Genomic DNA, 14,242 nt, shown 5'->3' with positions numbered 1-14,242 from the left:
AAGTGGCAAACCTGTTCTTTGTATGTCATTAGGTTTACCTTAAAATGAGTAATTATTCCAATTAACTTATAAAATTTTACAGGTGTATATTTTGTATACATTCCTTAACTTTGCGAAACACTATCTGCAAAATATTCTTCTTTTAAAAGACTCATTCTTAAACGATCAACAAACATTCCGTTTCGTAGACGGTCTTGTCTTAAAATTCCTTCTTCTATATAACCCGCTTTATTATAGGATGTAATGGCTCTTTCATTATCGATTTCTACTCTCAGCCAGATTTTATTAAGAGAGAGTTCACAAAAGCCGTACTTTAACATCTCATGCATGGCTGCAATACCATAGCCTTTTGCCCCAATAACTCTTATCTCCGATGGCTATACCTAACTCGGCATGTTGATTCAATCGATCTATATTCTTTAGATCTACCCAACCAATATGTTTATCCGTTTCACATATTATCGCTTTTTGCTCATAACCGTTGTTCTTTGCGATACATTGCCTTATCCAATTTCTTGTTTCTTCTATACTGAACGGGGGATATTTGTCAGGCATGTTAAGGTGCTTTGTCACTTCTACGTCTAAACACCACGCATAACGATCTTCAGCATCTTCCATAACAAGATCCCTAAGTTGAACTTTTGGAAGTACCTTTTGCATGTTTCCACCTATTTTCTTTCTTTTTTCTTTTGAAAAGATTGAATGGACTTTGTATAACCTAACTTTTCGAAGAAAGGTTCTTTTCCTGGCTGAGCACCTATAAAAAGGGATGTTGGACTTTGTTCCCAAGCCAATTCCATTAGATGTTTGCCTATCTTCCTGCCTTGATAGTCTGGCCTGACAAGAATTTCAGTGATGGTTCCAAAGAAATAACCATCAGTTAGAATTCGAACACAGCCAACGAGTTTCTCATGATCCCATGCTGTAATGTTCACTGTTTTTTGTAAAGCCTCGTTTGTAAATTGATCATCGTATTTACCTGGCCATACAGCATTCACTAAAGATAGAAATTTTGAAACAGACACATTCTGGTCGTCTGTAACATAAGTGATTTTCTCTTCTATGTCGACCATCCTTAAATACTCCTTTGAAGGCATTTACTCAACACGATTTCATCTCGAATAGGGATGCCATTGTCTGCGATTTGAGGAATTTCGGGTTTTACTTTCCTAGCCTTTTCTACTTCATTTGGAAGAAGGTCTGTTAAACAATAACCTCTTTTTTGATAAAAGCTCAATGCCTTTATGTTATCATTCGTAGTTGTTACTTTTACGTGTATAACTTCTTGATTAATAGCTTGTATTTCAACTTTTTTTAGAAGCTCTGTACCAATTCCTTTGTTTTCTAAAGTACTGTCTAAAGAAATAATCTCACAGACATTTTTCTGTATGATATATGTAAGGAGACCTACTATTTCACCCATCTCATTAATAGCAACGAAACCATCAAGTTCATTGCAATTAAATGTGCCACTGGAAATCACCATCTCCGGACTTCCCCAGTGCTTTTGGAAGAATTTATTAATCAATTTTTTATTAACTTTCGACGTATCCAATATATCTAACATACTGAGACCCCTATCTTAAAAAATCTAATGTCGTTGTTACAAATTTTTTCTCTTCTTCTAAATCTGGAAAGTGCGCACTGTTTTTAAATTTCTCTAACTTACTGTTCGATAGTTCTTGTTTAAAAATATTTGATATTTTCAAACCTGTATTTCGATCGTAGATACCCGTTAAGATAAGCGTATGATGCTTAATTTGGTTTAATCGTTTTTCAAGAGGGGTACACGGGGGATTCATTTGAAGTGCCTCCATCATTTTCCCTGTGTTACTCAAGCCGCTGTTTTCCCATAACCATCTGTTATATTTAGCTACCTTTTGATCTTCAAATAAAAAACGATCAACTATTTTTGAATCAGCGAGTGCCCAAACTTTTTCCCATTTTTCTTTTATGGACATATTTTGACTTAGTACCTTCTCCATTCTTTCTAAGAATTTGCTATCACCTATCGTCTTAAAGCCTTGTAATTGTGTTTTTAAAACGGTATTCGAAAACATTAGACTAGGAGCAGAAAGAACAATTTTATTGATTATCTCTGGATAAGCAAAAGCAATTTCTAACGCTAATTCACCTCCGAACGAATAACCTAATATATCCACTTTCTTGATACCCAGCTGCTCTAAAAGGCAATAGAAATCTTCTATTAATAACTTTATTGAATATGCATCCTCAGAGAATGGTAATTCGCTTCTACCGCAACCTCTTTGTTCGTAATAGATTACTGTGCGCTCCTCAGCCAGCTTTGGACCTGCAGTCCGCTCAAAAACATAATGATTACCTCCCGGACCACCATGGATGATCACTAAAGGTACAGTTTTATTTGAGCTCCCTTCTATTTTTATCCAATGTCCTATTTCATTAAGGAATAGTTGATATTCTCCATCTATGTATTTCATGAAACACACTCCCTAAAAAGATCTAACTGGTGAAATGAGATGAAGATAATTTGATTTTTCATGTGTGGATTCTATTACGATCGGTCTCATTGAGCCGTTGAATTTTAAGTTGATCTCTTCATCTTTAATCGTATGTAACGCTTCCTTTAAATAGTGACCATCGATCGAAATCTTAAAATCAACCTCACCTGCCATGTCCATAATTTCTTGTAATTCTTGAATGTGACCCATTTCTGAAGAGCCTGAAGTGATGCACAGTTTACACTCTTTAATACTCAACGTGATCGTGTTGTTTTTCCATTCACTCGCAAACAAACAGGCACGATCAATTCCTTTTACAAGAAGCTCTCTATTTAGAGTCAATACTGTAATTTGTTCGTTCGGAATGAGTTTGGATGTATTCGGATATTGGCCAGAAATCAGTCGAGAATATAATGAAATTTGATCTGTTTCAAATAGGATATATCCATCTGCTAATTGAATTTTCACGAGTCCTGAATAATCATTGATTAGTTTTACAAGTTCGTTCAGACTGGAGCTTGGAACAATATACGAGGTCTCTTCGGTTACCTGGACTTCTTTTATTATAGAAACTAATCGCTGTGAATTAGTCCCAACAGCCGTAAGCTGGTTATTAGAAAACATAAAATGAACACCTGTAAGAACTGGTCTTGTTTCATTTTTAGCTGCAGCAAAAACCGTTTGATTGATGACCTCTTTTAAGTCACTTGCCTCCATGATGAGGAAGTTTGTTCCATCGATATCAGGTAATTGTGGATAATCGTCCGCTCGAAATCCATTCAGTTGAGTAAAAATGTCTCCCGATTTAATCTTTACCACTTGCTTTTCGTCTACATCGATATGAACGACTTCTGGAAGCTTTCGAATGAGTTCTGTAAAGTACCGCGCTGAAACGACTGCTTTACCTGTTTGATCAATGTGAATATTTCCGGACGTTTTGTCTTTAGAAATAATCCGTTTAACTATAATATCTGTGTTTGTTCCGATGAGTGTAATCCCCTCTTCATTTCCTAGAACTTGAATGCCTGTTAGAATGGGAACAAGTGATTTTTGAGAAACAGCTCTTCCAACATCAGAAAGAGCTTTACTGAATAATTTTTGGTCAATCGTAAACTTCATATTAGATGTATCCTTCCTCGTTTATGCGCTTGGATTTTCTTTAATATTCAGATTATTAGTTTAACACAAAATTCCATTTTCTTAGATTCAAAAACCCTTTCTGCTCATTGAGCAAAAAGGGCATCACACCACTTATTTTATTTTTTCCGCTTTCTTAACGAGTGGAATATAGATGTCGATCTGTTTGTTTTCATCTCCATAGCAGCGTTCATCATAAAGCTCGAACTCTAACTTTCCGTTATGCTCATATCCTGAATCTGGAAACCATTTGGAGAAGATTTCAACCCATGTTTGTTGAATCGATTGTACGAAGTTCTCCTCTGAAGCTTTTGGTGTTGTAAAAACGGCATACTCCATCTCTTGAAAACTTCTATAGGACATTCCTTCTGGAGCAGGTATACCCTTCTCCACTTCCATTCCAATCATATAAACAAACTCACCTGTTGCCGTGTTGTACTCTGTGCATAACCCTAGTTCCTGGTTCTTGTTTAGAGGGTTGGGAATTTTTTCTCCTAATTTCTTTTGAATATAATTCTCCCAAAACTTTGGAATATCTACATTATTCTGACCGTCCGTGTTGCGTGTTTTTAAGTCATACCCGATGATGTGGAAAGCTGGTTTTTTAATGATTTTCATTTCCATGTTCATTCCTCCTGTATAACGGTTCATATTCAGGTAAGCCCTTTGATGGAGAGAGACGGGATGAACGGATGCGTTACGGTACTCTCTCGGCGATCGGCCATACTGTTTTTTAAAAGCTCGGTTAAATGATTCATGATAGTGAAACCCTAGATCAAAAGCGATATCTATCACTTTATCGTCTGATTGCAATAATCGCTTTGCCGCGTGTGAGAGTCTTCTTTTCCGCACATAATCCATAACAGATTCGCCGACTAGAAACTGAAACACTCTATGATAATGAAAAGGTGAGAAGCAAGCGAGCTCTGCAAGCTCCTCTAATGTAATACGGTTCTGCAAATTTTCTTCAATATAATCGAGTGTCCGCTGAATGCTATCTTCATAATCCATCTCCATCACCTACCTTACTTCCATCATATACACGAACATCCATTCGTTCTTAACCTTTTTTGCTAAGTTACCGTTTTATTTATTCTATATCGACAGGATTAGCCCTGCTAAAGAGGGGCAATTTCATGAGATTGAGTTTGCAATCCCAGGGTTTCGGCTTCCAATCCACGAGTTTCCCCTCCCAATCCACGAGTTTTAGCTCCCAATCCACGAGTTTTAGCTCCCAATCCACGAGTTTTAGCTCCCAATCCACGAGTTTCGGCTCTCAATCCTCGAGTTTCAGCTCTCAATCCACGAATTTTAGCTCTCAATCCACGAGTTTCAGCTACCAATCCAGAAGTTTCGGCCCTCAATCCACGACTCTGTAATCGTTGACATTCGCTATTTCCCCATAAAAAAGCTAGAACCACCAAACATGGTTCTAGCTATATCAATAATTATTGAATGCCTACTGCATTAAATGCCTGGTTTACCGAAGTAACAGCTTGTGACGAGGCACCATATAGATCTGTTGCAGACTGGACTGCCGCTGCTCTCGCCTGACTGAAGTTTGAAGATGACGTTAAGTAAACCGTGTTCATACGATAGAAGATTGCGCCTAGCTTGTCCCTTCCGATTCCGGTAACGGAGACGCCATAATGACTGCCACCCTCACTAAGAAGGTATGCTGCTTTATTGATGATCCCGCTGTTGATATGAACCCCTCCGTTATCACCAGTTCCTGTATAGCGAACAGAATAGTGATCAGGATCTTGGTATTTCGCTGGATCTGACATTGAGCGAAGGGCATCTCCCGCTACGGCAGGCGTGTACACGTCTTCACCAATCTCAAAGTCAGGATTTTTACCATTATAATACTCTACTAGTGTTCCAAAGATATCAGACATCGCTTCGTTCAATGCACCTGACTCGTTTTGGTAGACAAGATCGGAGCTCGTATCTGTTACGGCATGCGTCAATTCATGAGCAACTACATCAATGCCGCCTGAGAAAGCGATAAAGTTCGTTCCATCACCGTCGCCATATACCATTTGTGAACCGTTCCAGAATGCATTATTGTAATTTTTATTAAAGTGAACAGACGATTTAATTTGTGCTCCTCTATTATCATACGAGTTACGTCCGTGTGTATTTTTATAATAATCGTAGGTTAATCCGGCAAAGTAGTGAGCGTCAACAACTGCTTGATCGTATGAGCTGTCGAACACGTTATCCGTTCCATTGTATAGCGTTCCTGGCAAGAAGAACTCAGGAAGGAACGTACGGTTCTTCATATCATAAGTGAAGATTCCGTTTCCACGCGTATTATCTTGCATATAATACTTTCCGCTGGATAGCGTGAGGTTCAGTGTTTTTGAATCACCTAGCACACCTTTTCCAGTTCCAGTCGTGTTCGTTCCTGTTACTTCGTGCATGTCATTATACCGATTGAGGATCTCACCTGACTGTGCATCAATAAAATAGTTCCAGTTCCCTGGCTCGGGTGTTAAATAGTTTAAGTTTACAAGATACGCAAAATGCGCTTTACCTTCTTTCATCAATACGATTTTTTCCGCTTTTGGCTTCTTCTCAAATTCCGGTTTTAGACCAAGTGCAGCAGTTGCGATGCCTACCGCTTTTTTCCCACTGATCTGCTTTGCATTCGTCAATTTTGACTGCTTGTCCATATTTGGAGCAACTTCACCCGAGATCACGGTAAGTTCACCGTTTTTATTAATGTGTGCCACTTGCGTATAACCCCAAATCGGAACACCTTTGTATTCTTGCTGAAGTCTTAGAACCGTATTCCCGTTTGCTTCTTTTGTACTCTCTGCAATGGAGAACGAATCTTCTGCTGTTGAATTCCCTAGTTTGAAGATTGATTTATGACTGTTCACATAATTGAATAGTACCTTTTGTGCAGAAGCTTTTGATTTAGAAGATAACTTACCTGCTAGAAAAGCTGGAGTTCCAGAATCACTGCTTACTTTTACCTTTACTTGCTCTGTGGCAGCCATTGCTGATGGTCCGAACGCACCTGCGATTAATGTTGCCGCAATCCCCATTGCAACCCACTTCTTCTTTGTCATTGTCACGCCTCCAATTTCCTTTTATTTACTTTGTTTGCAACATCATATCACCTCTCAAACTCTATTTATATGAATTTTCAGAAAGTTAATTAGTTGTTACTAGAGTAAAAAATAGGAAATGAAATCATAGTGTCTGATGGCATATTTTCTTTGTAGTTCTTTTTTACCTAAAATTTGTTAAATAAAAAGAAGGATATGTTCTAAAAAAATAGAATGATTTATATTATTAGATTAAGGAGGCATAACAGATGACTAACTCACTTTCCATATCAGCTGATCAACAAAAATTAATTGCAAATGCAACTCGCATCCAAATTATCCATTTGTTAAAGAATGAGGAATTAACGGCTAAAGAAGTTGCAGATAAACTGGGAAAAACAGCTGGTACGATTCATTACCACATCCAGCTTCTCTATAACGGAGGCATATTAGAACTTGTAAAAGAACAAAAGAAAGGCGGAATCATAGAAAAATACTACCGCTCTAAATCCACTCGTTTTGAATTAATTGACGAAGATAACACTAAACCCTCGTCTATTTCAACCAACCTTATACTTGATGATGAAGAGAAGAAACAGTTCCTACTAGAGTTAGAACAGCTTTTCGTTCGATGGGAAAGTCAAGTCACAAATGATAGCACTAAAAAAGAATATAAGGTCTATTGCACGTTTCAGGTGAATGCGTAATGAGGAAACTAAACAGCGAGTGGAAATTTCCCGCCCTATTGTTATCTGCGGTGGGTATTTCATATATTGGTGACTTTATCTACTTAGTTTCTTTAAATTTATTTATCTTTGCAAAAACGGAATCTGTTGCAGCAGTTGCTGGTTTATGGTTAATCGGCCCTCTAGCTGGAATCGTGACAAGCTTATGGTCAGGCAGCTTGATCGATCGATTAAATAAAAAAACAATCATGATGATCACTGATATTATGCGCGCGCTACTCGTTGCCTGTATCCCCTTCTTAACAGAATTGTGGATGATTTATACGATCTTGTTTGCCGTTAGCCTCTGTAGTTCATTCTTTAATCCAGCATCTTCAGCCTACACCGTTCAACTCGTACCGAAAGAAAAACGGCTGCGCTATAATTCAATTTCTTCTGTTCTAACGACTGGCGCACTTGTTATCGGACCAGCTATTGCTGGGGCACTCGTCCATTTTGGTTCATATAACTTTGCGATCTGGTGTAATGCTAGTTCATTTCTTTTATCAGCATGCATTCTTTCTTTTCTACCAAGTTTATATGATAAACAAGGGGTTTCTTCTTCCAGTTCTAACAAACTAAACATACTGATTGATGACTGGCGAATAGTAGGTGACTTTCTAAGAAAACAACGATTGTTTTTAGCTACCTACATCCTGTTTCAATTAATCATGACCTTAGCTGTAGCTCTAGATTCTCAAGAAGTCGTTTTCACACAGACCATTATTGGGCTTACAGAAAGCCAATATAGTTTGCTTGTGAGTATAACTGGAATTGGCTATTTAACCGGATCTTTACTTCTCGCTGTAATGGCTAATAAATTTCCTGTTCCCTACCTTATTGGCTTTGCTTCCACGCTTTTTAGTTTAGGGTATGGAATTTATGCCTTCTCTCATTCATTCTTTTCCGCATGTATAGGTTTTATTATTCTAGGTTTCTTTTCATCATTTGCTAACACCGGATTCCAAACTTTTTTCCAACAAAGTATTCCGTCTAACAAAATGGGAAGAGTTGGAGCTACGTTAGGGTTTTTTCAAAGTATAAGTCTTATCGTTATCATCCTATTTGCTAGTTTCTTAAGTGAGTGGTTAAATGTTAAAGAAGTTGTCATCGGAATATCTCTATTCATCATCTGTTTTGCCGTAACACTTAATGTGTTAATGTACTTTTATCACAATAAAAAAGAAAATTATCATAAAGATGCAAAACAAAAAGAGCTAGCACATTAATTAGTGCTAGCTTTAGATTAATAGATTGTAATAGATTTTATGCTCTCATGAAGCAGTAAGTCTTGTGGTTTTTTGAGTTTTGGATAACCTGTCGTTCTCTCACTGATCACTGTTGGCAAAAACCAAGTTGCTTGAAGTGCTGTCATTCCTGCTTCTGTTGCACCTCTTAATTCGTCAGATCCACCGTCACCAATAAATACTGATTCTTGCGGTATTACACCAAGCTTTTCACAAGCCAGTTGATAGATTTGTTTTTGCGGTTTCGCTACTCGTACCTCATAGGAGAAAATCACTTCATCAAAGTTGTCTGGCAGCTTACACGTTTCCCATGCATCCACTTCTTCAGGAGCAGCATTTGAGATCAGACCGAGCTTCAGGCCATTAGATTTTAAAGTTTGAAGCAGTTCTATCACTTGAGGATCGATCTCTTGAAAAGGAATGCTCTTAGCTGACAATCTTTCTAGGTGAACGTACTCAATAGCTTCTACGTTTGGTGTAATCCCTTGTGAATCTAAAATATCTCTTAACACACTCTGGTGATCTGGAAACGTTCCATTCATTCTAAGCTCTCTTCTTAGATCCCACTCTGCTTTAAAAATATCTTTATCTAATCCTAAAGGTTCGATAGAATACTTGGCTTTCTTATATCCATCTTTCCATTCCGTAATCAACGTTTCATACAGATCAAAGAAAACTGCTTTAACCAAGGTTTCTCCCCCTATTAAAAAATCTTTGCATATACACTAGTATCTCGAAGGCTTGTTGTTGAACCAATCTCCAATGAATCATTGCGTAGAATACCTTCCAATGTAAATCCTAACCGTTCAGGGATGGCTGCACTTTTTGTATTACGTGTGTCACAACGGATCTCAACCCTTCGTGCTTTAAGCTCCTTAACAGCAAAATCAGTAATTCCATTAACAGCTTCTGTCATATATCCTTTTCCTGCATAGCGAGTATCAATCCAATATCCAATCTCGAACTTTGGAATTTCCCAATTAATACGGTGTAATCCTGATGAAGCAATCAAGTTCCCGCTGTCCTTTAAAAATACGAGCAATCTTAAATCTTCCCTGCTTAAAAACTTCAAATGCGCTTACCGAATATTAACTTCTACATCTTCCTCTGTTTGATCAAAATGGGCAAAAGGTAGCCAAGGCTTTAATTCATCTAGTGAAGCATGAATAGCTTCAAACATCGCTTTGCCATCTCCAGGCTTTGGCATACGAATTAGCAGTCGATCTGTTGTAAATTCAGTTGGAAAATTTATTAAAATTGGTTTCAAAGTGTACCTCCGAGTATCTGTTAGGTAATGTGAGTAAGTTTGTCAGGGTTTACTACCCAATATATCGTTTGTATTAAGTCATTCTTAATCTGTAAGGACAGAACACCAAATACTTGTTGTTCCACATACAGTACAATGCCTGGTTCGCCGTTAACATTCGTATATTTGAATGAAAAGTCTTCCGTTGTTTTTGCCATGATTCCCATATAGAAGCGTGAGATCCGCTCTGCTCCAAGGATTGGAACGAGAGCAGCTTTTATTTTCCCTCCACCATCTGAAATGAGCTTTGCATCTACGGCAAGCAGATTTAATAGATTACTTACATTTCCTGAAACTACTGCTGCTACGAACTGTTCAGTTAGTGCGGAAGCTTTTGGAGGTGACATCGTAGAAGTAGTATGATTGCCTATCGCCTTTTTTGCACGGTGAAAAATTTGTCTGCAGTTTGAACTACTTTTTCCGACCATTTCTGAGATAAAACGATAATCATACTCTAGAACTTCACGAAGTAAAAATACAGCACGTTCTGTTTCTGACAGCTGCTCTAATAATAGTAGATATGCTGTAGAAAGAGATTCTTTCATCACATAATGTAATGCTGGATCTTCGTTATTGTCTGTTAACAGTGGTTCTGGAAGCCAAGGTCCTACATATGCTTCTCGTTGTTTACGAGCAGACCTAAGCAGATCCAAACAGCGATTCGTGACGATTTTACAAAGATAAGCTTTTGGGTTCTGAACAAGATCCATTTCTTGTTCACTCCAAGTAATATACGCATCTTGCACGATATCTTCCGCATCTTGCACACTTCCTAGCATTCTATATGCTAATGAAAACAAGAGGGGTTTATATGTTGTAAATAGAAGCTCAGTTTGAACATCATTCATCCATTAAGCCTCCTTTCGCAAACGATTTAATCCTATATTTTGTTCAATAGCTTTTGCTGCTCTTTTAGCACTAGCAAATGCTGCGTCCACCAACATTTCTCCATGTCCTGCACCGTCTCCTGCAATGTAGAGTCCTGGTATTTCAGGTATACTCGGACCAAAATATTGAGTGTCTTTGATGCTGATCATATCTTGCACCACTATCATTCTTGGTAAAAACTGTTGAGCTACAAGTTCTTTTCTCCACTCCGGCTGCATGAGATCAAGAATACTTTCAAGCTCTTTTCTATGACAATCTGCACTGCCCTCTTTATTAGTTCCTAAATATTTAATTAATTGAATAACATTCTTCCCATCCTCGCTTAATGAGCACGCTCGAGAGTGATTAGAGAACAGAATATGCTGATCAATTCCTATCGCAAAATGATGATTTAATTTAGGGAGTCTTTTCAAAGCTACGTCTAGGCATGCAGCATATACGGGAGAAGCTTGCTGACTCCACTTTTCTAGCAATGTCCCTTCTGCATTCTTCACCAATTTCATTGATTGCTCAGATCCTATTGTTAATAGTACATTTGAAACTTCGAAGGTATCTCCATCTGAACAGAAGAGTTGATGTGTAATTCCATAATCAATAGAAGAAATCTTCTTGTTTGTATAAATGGTTACTCCAGCAGTAAAAGCCTTATTGCGAAGACTTTCAACGATGGATTGCCAACCATTGTTTACATAAAGGACTCCTTTCAGACCTAGTTGAACTTGTTGGATAGCTGCATTCGCTAATAGTTGATCGTAATCTATGCAATATGTTGATGTTCTGGTCAATGCGTAAAAGATGTTACGGACCATAGGATTTTTAATTTCTTTCTCAGCCCATTCTCGTAAACTCATATGAGGGATCGATGCAGCGTCAATCGTTTTAAGCTTTAACATCACTCTTACCAATTCCGTCTTGTTAGACCATGTTAAAAGTTTTGTTTTGACCATTGCACCTAATGATCCGGGCAGTTCAAAAAGTTTATCATTCCAGACCGCGTATCCATTGGTATCAGGAACTGCCCCAGATACATTTACTTCTAACTCATTTAAAATCTCTTCAGCCGCTCCCCCTCTATATAATGCATGCCCACCTAAGTTAAATAGTGCTCCGTTTTTTGAGATGGTTTGTGCACGACCTCCTAATTGGCTAGCTTTCTCTAGTACTAAGACAGACTTTCCTGCTTGTGCTAAATATACGGCAGAAGTTAAACCGGCTATTCCGCCACCAACAATCGCCACATCAAATGTATTCATGTATAATCACCACTTTCTGATTTTACAAACATGACGATACTGGCGTTTGTTTTGTGACAGAAATCTGTATTTTGTTTATATAAAATATCAAGGGGTAATGGTTTTATAAGGTGACATTTTCATTCAAGTTGCCAAATCTGCAAGAAAGGAGATCAACGTGATGTTATATACCAAGATTCTGGTTGCTTTTGATGGCTCTGAAGGAAGTTACACCGCTCTACACAATGGTAATGAGATTGCACGGCATACAGGGGCTGAGTTAACGTTACTTTATGTGACCAATGAAATAGTTCTGCCATTGTATGGTGGCGTACATCCAGGCGGAGTAGCGAGTTCAGCAGTAGAAGTAAGAGAAGCAGAAATTTTGGAGCAAAGTCATGGTGAAGAAATCCTAAACAGAGCGTTAGGACGTGTGGATCATCAAATAAAGACAACCACAGCCATTTTGCATGGTGACCCGACTACTACCATTTGTGGTTATGCGGATAGCCATAACATCGATCTCATCGTCATTGGTAATCGTGGCCATAGCGGATTTAAAAAACTTTTCTTAGGAAGCGTTAGTCAAAAAGTTGTTTCTAACGCACATCAACCTGTACTTGTTTCTAAATAACAATTAATTCGTTTGAGGAGCCCCCTCTTTAAAAGATGGGCTCCTCTATTTTATTGAACCATTTCAGACACTGTTTTGAACGTATAGCCCTTTGCCTTCAAATCCGTAATGATACCTTTAACAGATTCCATCGATTCTGTGCGGCTGTCATACATCACGTGCAGCAGGATGATTGAGCCAGGCTGAATATTTCGACTCACATACTTCACTATTTTCTTAGAATCAGCTGCTATTTCTGGATATGTTTCCGGCTCAATGTTCCAAAGGATTGTCTTTCGATCATGTTTATCTAAGTAGTACGGCAGTCCGATCAATTTTTTCCCATATGGTGGGCGAAAGTGAATCTTCCCCTCGTATCCTGCTTTTCGAATCAGCTTATCTGTTGACTCAATCTCATTACGAATATAAGACGGTGTTTTCAAAACCATTCGTTCATGAGAATAAGAATGGTTTCCAAGCTCATGTCCTTCTGCCACTATTTTTTTTGCTTCTCCCAGGTTCTCTTCAATCTCCCTGCCAGTTACAAAAAAAGTAGCTTTAACGCCCTCTTCTTTTAAAATCGACAAAATTTCATCGGTGTTATCTGTTGGGCCATCATCAAATGTTAAGGCAACTACTTTTCCAGCAGTATCTGCACTTGTTACTAAACCTCCAAAAAATTGAAAGTCTCTCGAACTGCTTAACTTTAAACCGCTGTACGCCAATCCGATCAATAGGAAGATCGCCACGCTTACGTATATGACTATTTTCTTCATTCATTTCTCCTCATTTATGTATAGAGCTATTTGTAGGTATGATTTAATAAGAATACCAAAAACTCGTTAAATCTGTCGTAACTGAGCTGTAACCATTCTGACGCAGCATAGCTGTAATATTACCCCGATGATAAGCACCATGAGTCGTGATATGCAGCAACATCTCAGAGATACTCGTCTCTCTTCTTCCCGCCCATGGCGTATCAAGAATTAGCTCTTTGTCCAAATCGACTCCATTGTTAAGAAATTCACTATATTGATTGGTTAATTCGTTATACATTGTAATGATCTCCTCAATACTATTTGTATCGGACTCTACTTTTTCAATCTCGAGTGCTTCTGCCATACTAGTCCCTGAAATGATATGAAACCAAAGCTGATCAACGATGTACATATGTGAAACTACTTTCGAGATGGATGGGAAAACACTCTGCACTGTCTGATGATACACTTCATTTCCAAGTTCTGATAACCGATGGAATAACTCCTTGTTCGCCCAAACGTGATAATCGTACATTTTCATAGCATGATGTTTCATAATACCCTCCCTATTTCTCATTCTTACTTCTTTGCCTATTTTCGACAACACGACAAAATTCCCTCTAATTTTCAGAATCAGGAAGGAACTGGGATTGTTTTGAAGAATTTTTTAATAAGACATTATGCTGGTATGAGGAGAACACATGATGAATCATTTCGAGCACGAGATATAAAACGGCTATTACCCTAGAGGACCTCCAACAAAATAGATAAATTCATTACTTAAAGATAAACTTTTG

The 14,242-nt window shown here is 38.1% G+C and carries 14 protein-coding genes and 2 pseudogenes; 3 read left to right on the top strand and 13 right to left on the bottom strand.

Going from position 1 to position 14,242, the window contains the following annotated elements:
• Positions 1-104: 104 nt before the first annotated feature.
• The 7 genes and pseudogenes from ACNJYY_RS05980 to ACNJYY_RS05950 form a co-directional block, all read right to left on the bottom strand.
• Positions 105-660: pseudogene (locus ACNJYY_RS05980) on the bottom strand (GNAT family N-acetyltransferase).
• 8 nt (positions 661-668) lie between these two features.
• Positions 669-1,073: a GNAT family N-acetyltransferase gene (locus ACNJYY_RS05975; protein WP_416730963.1), complete on the bottom strand. Its 405-nt coding sequence runs from the start codon at positions 1,071-1,073 to the stop codon at positions 669-671.
• Between the two features lie 2 nt (positions 1,074-1,075).
• A complete protein-coding gene (locus tag ACNJYY_RS05970; protein ID WP_416730962.1) occupies positions 1,076-1,567 on the bottom strand; it encodes a GNAT family N-acetyltransferase in 492 nt (163 codons plus the stop codon).
• Positions 1,568-1,577: 10 nt separating this feature from the next.
• Entirely contained in the window at positions 1,578-2,459 is an 882-nt protein-coding gene (locus tag ACNJYY_RS05965; protein WP_416730961.1) for an alpha/beta fold hydrolase, read from the bottom strand.
• Positions 2,460-2,471: 12 nt separating this feature from the next.
• Positions 2,472-3,599, bottom strand: a complete 1,128-nt coding sequence (gene dnaN / locus ACNJYY_RS05960) for a DNA polymerase III subunit beta (RefSeq protein WP_416730960.1) — start codon at positions 3,597-3,599, stop codon at positions 2,472-2,474.
• A gap of 132 nt (positions 3,600-3,731) precedes the next feature.
• Positions 3,732-4,628, bottom strand: a complete 897-nt coding sequence (locus ACNJYY_RS05955; RefSeq protein ID WP_416730959.1) for an AraC family transcriptional regulator — start codon at positions 4,626-4,628, stop codon at positions 3,732-3,734.
• A gap of 437 nt (positions 4,629-5,065) precedes the next feature.
• Positions 5,066-6,697, bottom strand: coding sequence for a M4 family metallopeptidase (locus ACNJYY_RS05950; protein ID WP_416730958.1), 1,632 nt, complete (start codon positions 6,695-6,697; stop codon positions 5,066-5,068).
• 248 nt (positions 6,698-6,945) lie between these two features.
• Between ACNJYY_RS05950 and ACNJYY_RS05945 the strand changes: the two genes are divergently transcribed.
• Together ACNJYY_RS05945 and ACNJYY_RS05940 are read left to right on the top strand one after the other, a co-directional pair.
• The gene (locus tag ACNJYY_RS05945) at positions 6,946-7,383 is read left to right on the top strand and encodes an ArsR/SmtB family transcription factor (RefSeq protein ID WP_416730957.1); all 438 of its coding nucleotides are present in this window, start codon (positions 6,946-6,948) and stop codon (positions 7,381-7,383) included.
• Positions 7,383-8,630 (top strand): MFS transporter, encoded by a 1,248-nt coding sequence (locus tag ACNJYY_RS05940; protein WP_416730956.1) that lies wholly within the window; start codon positions 7,383-7,385, stop codon positions 8,628-8,630. The genes ACNJYY_RS05945 and ACNJYY_RS05940 overlap by 1 nt, the downstream gene beginning before the upstream one ends.
• Before the next feature lie 17 nt (positions 8,631-8,647).
• Here the strand turns inward: ACNJYY_RS05940 and ACNJYY_RS05935 are convergent, their stop codons facing one another.
• The 4 genes and pseudogenes from ACNJYY_RS05935 to ACNJYY_RS05920 form a co-directional block, all read right to left on the bottom strand.
• The gene (locus ACNJYY_RS05935; protein ID WP_416730955.1) at positions 8,648-9,337 is read right to left on the bottom strand and encodes an HAD family hydrolase; all 690 of its coding nucleotides are present in this window, start codon (positions 9,335-9,337) and stop codon (positions 8,648-8,650) included.
• Between the two features lie 14 nt (positions 9,338-9,351).
• Positions 9,352-9,915 (bottom strand): annotated as a pseudogene (locus tag ACNJYY_RS05930) (GNAT family N-acetyltransferase).
• Positions 9,916-9,935: 20 nt separating this feature from the next.
• Positions 9,936-10,802 carry an RNA polymerase sigma-70 factor gene (locus tag ACNJYY_RS05925; RefSeq protein WP_416730954.1) on the bottom strand — a complete coding sequence of 289 codons (867 nt, stop codon included), beginning with the start codon at positions 10,800-10,802 and terminating at the stop codon, positions 9,936-9,938.
• Positions 10,803-10,805: 3 nt separating this feature from the next.
• Positions 10,806-12,095, bottom strand: a complete 1,290-nt coding sequence (locus tag ACNJYY_RS05920; RefSeq protein WP_416730953.1) for a phytoene desaturase family protein — start codon at positions 12,093-12,095, stop codon at positions 10,806-10,808.
• 160 nt (positions 12,096-12,255) lie between these two features.
• Between ACNJYY_RS05920 and ACNJYY_RS05915 the strand changes: the two genes are divergently transcribed.
• The gene (locus ACNJYY_RS05915; RefSeq protein ID WP_416730952.1) at positions 12,256-12,708 is read left to right on the top strand and encodes a universal stress protein; all 453 of its coding nucleotides are present in this window, start codon (positions 12,256-12,258) and stop codon (positions 12,706-12,708) included.
• 50 nt (positions 12,709-12,758) lie between these two features.
• On the opposite strand, the gene ACNJYY_RS05910 is transcribed toward ACNJYY_RS05915, so the two are convergent.
• On the bottom strand, positions 12,759-13,463 hold the full coding sequence (locus ACNJYY_RS05910; RefSeq protein WP_416730951.1) for a polysaccharide deacetylase family protein: 705 nt from the start codon (positions 13,461-13,463) through the stop codon (positions 12,759-12,761).
• A 43-nt stretch (positions 13,464-13,506) separates the two neighbouring features.
• Positions 13,507-14,001 carry a DinB family protein gene (locus ACNJYY_RS05905; RefSeq protein WP_416730950.1) on the bottom strand — a complete coding sequence of 165 codons (495 nt, stop codon included), beginning with the start codon at positions 13,999-14,001 and terminating at the stop codon, positions 13,507-13,509.
• Positions 14,002-14,242 lie beyond the last annotated feature (241 nt).

It is taken from the genome of Fictibacillus tiangongensis, from assembly GCF_048083785.1.
Taxonomy (GTDB): Bacteria; Bacillota; Bacilli; order Bacillales; family Fictibacillaceae; genus Fictibacillus.
The sequence above is the reverse complement of the archived record's forward strand: the minus strand, read 5'-3'. Positions and strand labels throughout refer to the sequence as shown.